This is a genomic window from Pseudomonas sp. FSL R10-0056, assembly GCF_009600105.1.
In the GTDB taxonomy this organism is placed as follows: Bacteria; Pseudomonadota; Gammaproteobacteria; order Pseudomonadales; family Pseudomonadaceae; genus Aquipseudomonas; species Aquipseudomonas bubulae.
The window spans coordinates 50,868-57,436 of record NZ_WIWL01000176.1; the positions used below are offsets into that span (position 1 = coordinate 50,868).

4 protein-coding genes are annotated in these 6,569 nt (G+C 54.3%); all 4 read right to left on the reverse strand.

Translation table 11 applies throughout. The features are described 5' to 3' along the window. Window positions 1–145: 145 nt before the first annotated feature. Entirely contained in the window at window positions 146–2,542 is a 2,397-nt protein-coding gene (gene lon, locus GHO42_RS12125) for an endopeptidase La (RefSeq protein ID WP_095001708.1), read from the reverse strand. 162 nt (window positions 2,543–2,704) lie between these two features. Next, on the reverse strand, window positions 2,705–3,988 hold the full coding sequence (gene clpX / locus GHO42_RS12130) for an ATP-dependent Clp protease ATP-binding subunit ClpX (protein WP_016782313.1): 1,284 nt from the start codon (window positions 3,986–3,988) through the stop codon (window positions 2,705–2,707). Window positions 3,989–4,094: 106 nt separating this feature from the next. Beyond that, entirely contained in the window at window positions 4,095–4,736 is a 642-nt protein-coding gene (gene clpP, locus GHO42_RS12135; RefSeq protein ID WP_095001709.1) for an ATP-dependent Clp endopeptidase proteolytic subunit ClpP, read from the reverse strand. 90 nt (window positions 4,737–4,826) lie between these two features. Beyond that, complete coding sequence (gene tig, locus GHO42_RS12140; RefSeq protein WP_029611584.1) at window positions 4,827–6,137, reverse strand: trigger factor; 1,311 nt, start codon at window positions 6,135–6,137, stop codon at window positions 4,827–4,829. Between the last annotated feature and the right edge of the window lie 432 nt (window positions 6,138–6,569).

Sequence of the window (6,569 nt, forward strand, 5' to 3'; positions counted from 1 at the left end):
AAGTCCCCTTATATCTGTCTGAGTATGTTTCTAAAGTTTTTTGGTAAAAGCAAAACGACTGCTGAAGCACTTACGGACACTTATAGAGCCGCTTTATAACAAGGGCTCTAAAAAGCGTCAAGAAAGCCCGTCAGGCGAATCCGTATTAATGCGTGCTAATTCTTTCCTTAGAGTCAGATTCTCGTTTGTCGTCCTTGGCAACAATCTCGGGAGCCACATCCGGCAAGGGCTCCGGGGCGTATTGCAGCGCAATTTGCAGGACTTCGTCAATCCATTTAACCGGTTTAATCTGAAGATCCTGTTTGATGTTGTCAGGAATTTCCTTCAGGTCACGAACGTTCTCTTCAGGAATAATTACAGTTTTGATGCCACCACGGTGAGCAGCAAGTAATTTTTCCTTCAGGCCACCAATCGCCAACACCTGACCACGAAGGGTAATTTCACCGGTCATGGCAACATCGGCGCGTACCGGAATCAGGGTCAATGCAGAGACCAGGGCAGTACACATTCCCACACCAGCACTAGGGCCATCTTTAGGCGTAGCGCCTTCGGGCATGTGAATGTGAATATCGCGTTTTTCGTGGAAATCCAACGGGATACCCAGGCTCTTGGCGCGGCTGCGCACCACCGTCAATGCAGCGGTGATGGACTCTACCATCACGTCGCCCAGCGAACCGGTCTTGATCAGCTGGCCTTTGCCAGGAACAACGGCCGCTTCAATGGTCAACAACTCGCCACCCACCTGGGTCCAGGCCAGGCCGGTCACTTGACCGATCTGGTCCTGAACTTCAGCCAAACCGTAGCTGAATTTTCTTACGCCCAAAAAGTGCTCAAGTAGCTCCGGCGTGACGGTGACCGCAAAGCGTTTTTCCAGCGCATGCTCTTTGACCGCCTTGCGGCAGATCTTCGCAATCTGGCGCTCAAGGCCCCGCACACCGGCTTCCCGGGTGTAGTAGCGGATCATGTCGCGGATGGCTTCGTTATCAAATGCCAGCTCGCCCTTCTTCAAGCCATTGGCTTCAATTTGTTTCGGGGCCAGGTATTTGACAGCAATGTTGATTTTTTCGTCTTCGGTGTAGCCAGGCAGACGAATGACTTCCATCCGGTCCAGCAAGGCTGGCGGGATGTTCATCGAGTTGGACGTACACAGGAACATCACATCGGACAGGTCGTAATCAACCTCGAGGTAATGGTCGTTGAAATTGTGGTTCTGCTCGGGATCGAGCACTTCAAGCAGTGCAGACGCCGGATCGCCGCGCATGTCACTGCCCATCTTGTCGATTTCATCAAGCAGGAACAGCGGGTTGCGCACACCAACCTTGGTCATCTTTTGAATCAATCTTCCTGGCATCGAACCGATGTACGTACGGCGATGGCCACGAATTTCCGCTTCGTCACGCACGCCACCCAAGGCCATACGCACGAATTTACGGTTTGTTGCGTGGGCAATGGACTCAGCAAGCGAGGTTTTGCCTACACCCGGAGGACCGACCAGGCACAGAACCGGACCACGAATTTTCTTCACACGCTTTTGCACGGCAAGATATTCGAGAATCCGTTCTTTGACTTCGTCCAGACCGTAGTGATCTGCGTCCAGAATGTCTTCAGCACGCTTGAGATCCAGGCGCACCTTGCTCTGAGCCTTCCACGGCACCTGCACCAGCCAGTCGATGTAGGAGCGCACCACGGTGGCTTCTGCGGACATTGGCGACATTTGCTTGAGCTTGTTCAGCTCCGCCTGGGCCTTGGCCATTGCATCTTTCGGCAAACCGGCAGCATCGATGCGTTTTTTCAGCTCTTCGATTTCATTGTGACCTTCGTCACCATCACCCAGCTCTTTCTGAATGGCCTTCATCTGCTCATTCAGGTAGTACTCGCGCTGGCTGCGCTCCATTTGCTTTTTGACGCGACCACGGATGCGCTTTTCGACTTGCAGCAAGTCGATCTCGGCATCCAGCAGGGCCAGAACGTGCTCGACACGGGCCTGCAGATCGATGATTTCGAGGATTTCCTGCTTCTGCTCGATCTTGAGTGCCATATGGGCAGCCATGGTATCGACCAGACGGCTTGGCTCGTCAATGCTGTTAAGCGATGACAGAACCTCGGCCGGGACTTTTTTGCCCAGTTGCACGTATTGCTCGAACTGCGAAAGCAGGCTGCGCACAAAGACCTCGGATTCGCGATCCGGGGCAGCCACTTCGTCAATCAGGGAGACTTCGGCACTCAGATAACCATCTGCCTGACCAAAATGCTCAACCGCACCGCGTTGCTCACCCTCAACCAGCACTTTGACCGTGCCGTCCGGGAGCTTGAGCAGTTGCAGAACAGTTGCAATGGTACCGACGCGATACAGGGCGTCTTCGCCCGGATCGTCGTCAGCCGGATTCTTTTGAGCCAACAGCAAAATTTGCTTGTCGCCCGTCATCGCAGCCTCAAGGGCCTCGATCGACTTCTCGCGTCCCACGAACAGTGGGATCACCATGTGCGGATACACAACAACATCACGCAACGGCAGGAGAGGCAATTCGATGGTTGTCTTCATGATTTCGCCTCTACGGCGGCCATAAGGCCGTAATCAGATGGATGTAAGCTTGAAGCCAAGATGGGGGCAGTCTTGAAAAAAAACAAGCGTTGAACGACAGGAAAAACAAAGGGGCCCGAAGGCCCCTTCTTTAACACGCAATGTGGAATGCCAGCATTACATTTACGCGTCAGGTGCAACCTTGGCAGTCGCTTCGTTGTTTTCATAGATCAACAACGGCTTGGACTTGCCTTCTATAACGCTTTCGTCGATCACAACTTTACTCACCTCGGATTGCGAGGGGATTTCATACATTGTGTCGAGCAGCACGCCTTCAAGAATCGAACGCAGGCCACGAGCGCCCGTTTTGCGCTCCAGAGCACGCTTGGCCACGGCCTTCAAGGCGTCGGCACGGAACTCAAGATCTACACCTTCCATCTCGAACAGCTTGCCGTACTGCTTGGTCAAGGCGTTCTTCGGTTCGGTGAGGATCTGCATCAAGGCAGCCTCGTCCAGCTCGTCCAGGGTTGCCAGCACAGGCAGACGACCCACGAATTCCGGGATCAGGCCAAACTTGACCAGATCGTCAGGCTCGACTTCACGCAGGGATTCGCCAACCTTCTTGCCCTCTTCCTTGCTGCGCACTTCGGCACTGAAGCCGATGCCGCCGCGAGTCGAGCGCGCCTGTACAACCTTCTCAAGGCCCGAGAACGCACCACCGCAGATAAACAGGATGTTGCGGGTATCAACCTGCAAGAACTCCTGCTGCGGGTGCTTGCGGCCGCCTTGAGGCGGTACGGAAGCCACGGTACCTTCGATCAGCTTGAGCAATGCCTGCTGCACACCTTCACCGGAAACATCACGGGTAATCGAAGGGTTGTCAGACTTGCGCGAAATCTTGTCGATTTCATCGATGTAGACAATGCCCATCTGGGCTTTTTCTACGTCGTAATCGCATTTCTGCAGCAGCTTCTGAATGATGTTTTCAACATCTTCGCCCACGTAACCGGCTTCAGTCAGCGTGGTTGCGTCAGCGATGGTGAAAGGTACATTCAACAGGCGTGCAAGGGTTTCTGCCAGCAGGGTCTTACCCGAACCGGTAGGGCCGATCAGCAGGATGTTGCTCTTGCCGAGTTCGACGTCGTCGTTTTTCTTGTCACGCTGGTTGAGGCGCTTGTAGTGGTTGTACACCGCTACAGCCAAAACCTTTTTGGCACGTTCCTGACCAATGACGTATTGATCAAGGATGCCGCTGATTTCTTTTGGCGATGGTAATTTATGCGCGCTGCTCTCGGCCTGGGCTTCCTGCACCTCCTCACGGATGATGTCATTGCACAGGTCAACGCATTCGTCGCAGATAAAGACCGAGGGGCCGGCAATCAATTTGCGCACTTCATGCTGGCTTTTGCCACAGAAGGAGCAATAGAGCAATTTGCCGTTGTCCTCGCCGTTGCGGGTGTCAGTCATTCGATCGATCCAAATCCGATAGGCTTGCAACACAAGATGAAGGCAACTGCGGGCTTTTTCAAGCCCGCAGGTGGTCGGTTAACCCAACCACCCACATTTGAGCTGCTTAAGCGGGCATTTGACGCTTGCTGAACACAGAGTCGATCAAACCGTATTCGGCTGCACGCTCGGCGCTCATGAAGTTGTCACGCTCGGTGTCGCGCTCGATGGTTTCGAGAGTCTGGCCCGTGTGGTGAGCCAGCAGCGAGTTCAAACGGTGACGGATGTTGAGGATTTCCTTGGCATGAATGTCGATATCCGACGCCTGGCCCTGGAAACCGCCCAGTGGCTGGTGAATCATCATGCGCGAGTTCGGCAGGCAGTGACGCTTGCCCGGTGCGCCACCGGCCAACAGGAAGGCACCCATGCTGCAGGCCTGGCCGATGCAGATGGTCGACACGTCAGGCTTGATGAATTGCATGGTGTCGTAGATCGACATGCCTGCAGTCACCGAACCGCCCGGCGAGTTGATGTACAGGTGGATGTCCTTGTCCGGGTTCTCGGCTTCAAGGAACAGCAGCTGCGCAGCCACCAGGTTGGCCATGTAGTCTTCTACGGGGCCGACCAGGAAGATGATTCGCTCCTTCAGGAGGCGCGAGTAGATGTCGTAAGCGCGTTCGCCACGGGCGGACTGCTCGACAACCATCGGGACCAGGCCGCCAGCGGCGTGGATATCAGAGTTCTGCTGAATATAAGAATTGCGGGACATGTCCGGCAGTCACTCCCAAATAGTCTTGTCTGGATACGCATAAGCCAGCTCGAGGCTGGCTTATGGTTGTGTTTTCTAACGAGTCAGAAATCAGTCGGCTTGTGGAGCTTCCACCGGCTTGACAGCTTCTTCGTAAGAGACCGCTTTATCGGTCACCTTGGCCTTCTGCAGAACAGTATCCACAACTTGCTCTTCCAGCACAACCGAACGAACCTCGTTCAATTGCGCGTCGTTTTTGTAGTACCAGGCTACAACCTGCTCTGGCTCCTGGTAAGCGGAAGCCATTTCCTGAATCATTTCGCGAACGCGATCTTCGTCAGGCTTGAGGTCGAACTGCTTGACCACTTCAGCCACGATCAGACCCAGCACTACACGGCGGTTGGCTTGCTCTTCGAACAGCTCTGCCGGCAGTTGATCAGGCTTGATGTTACCACCGAACTGCTGAACAGCCTGCACGCGCAGACGGTCAACTTCGTTGGCCAGCAGCGACTTCGGCACTTCGATCGGGTTGGCAGCCAGCAAGCCGTCCATTACCTGGTTCTTGACCTTGGACTTGATGGCCTGACGCAGTTCACGCTCCATGTTCTTGCGAACTTCGGCGCGGAAGCCTTCCAGACCGGTTTCCTTGATACCGAACTGGGCGAAGAACTCTTCGTTCAGCTCTGGCAGCTTAGGCTCGGAAACAGTGTTCACGGTTACGGTGAACTCGGCTTCTTTGCCAGCCAGGTCCAGATTCTGGTAGTCAGCAGGGAAAGTCAGTTTCAGAACGCGCTCTTCACCGGCTTTGGCGCCTACCAGGCCTTCTTCAAAGCCAGGAATCATGCGGCCCGAACCCAGCACCAGCTGAGTACCGGTGGCGGAGCCGCCAGCGAATACTTCGCCGTCTACCTTGCCAACGAAATCGATGTTCAGCTGATCATCGTTCTGGGCAGCACGGTCAGTCACTTCAAAGCGGGTGTTCTGCTTGCGCAGCACGTCCAGCATCTTGTCCAGGTCGGCATCAGCCACTTCGGCGCTCAGGCGCTCGATAGCGATGGTGTCCAGACCGGTCACTTCGAATTCAGGGAATACTTCGAAAGTAGCAACGTATTCCAGATCTTTGCCTTTTTCGAAAACCTTAGGCTCGATCGAAGGAGCACCAGCCGGGTTCAGCTTCTGCTCAACCACAGCTTCGTAGAACGAAGACTGGACTACATTGCCCAGCGCTTCCTGGCGCGCATCAGCTTCGTAACGCTGACGGATTACGCTCATTGGCACCTTGCCTGGACGGAAGCCCGGGATCTTGGCCTTTTGGGCAGTCTGTTGCAGACGCTTGTTGACTTCAGCCTCAATACGCTCAGCTGGCACGCCAATGGTCATGCGACGCTCAAGAGCGGAAGTATTTTCAACAGAAACTTGCATGGATATTCCTCGTTGCACAGACATTAGCCGGCCGTTTCCGACCCCATAATCAAGGGCAAGCATTCTAGTGGGTCAAACTCAAGAAGTCACCCTACCGCAAACACCCTAAGAAACGGCCGACAGAAATTAAGTAAAAGCAGCCATCCGCCTCGCCTTCTATATAGATAGAAGACTGCACTGATCAATTGGCGATAACGGGCAGCCTTTGGAGCTACCCCGATCTGCGCGCATTGTCACACAAATCACAGAGGACGCTAAGCATGCGGGAAACAAGGCGCCGAACGACACCCCTATATGCGATTCTCAAACCGCAGATACAAAAAAACGCCAGAGGGTTAGTCTGGCGTTTTCTTTTAATATGGGGTGGACGAAGGGGATCGAACCCTCGACAACGGGAGTCACAATCCCGTGCTCTACCAACTGAGCTACGCC

Excerpts from the sequence above, each read along its gene's own strand:
- lon (WP_095001708.1), bottom strand. The coding sequence starts at position 2,542 with ATGAAGACAACCATCGAATTGCCTCTCCTGCCGTTGCGTGATGTTGTT.
- tig (WP_029611584.1), bottom strand. The coding sequence starts at position 6,137 with ATGCAAGTTTCTGTTGAAAATACTTCCGCTCTTGAGCGTCGCATGACC.
- clpP (WP_095001709.1), bottom strand. The coding sequence starts at position 4,736 with ATGTCCCGCAATTCTTATATTCAGCAGAACTCTGATATCCACGCCGCT.
- clpX (WP_016782313.1), bottom strand. The coding sequence starts at position 3,988 with ATGACTGACACCCGCAACGGCGAGGACAACGGCAAATTGCTCTATTGC.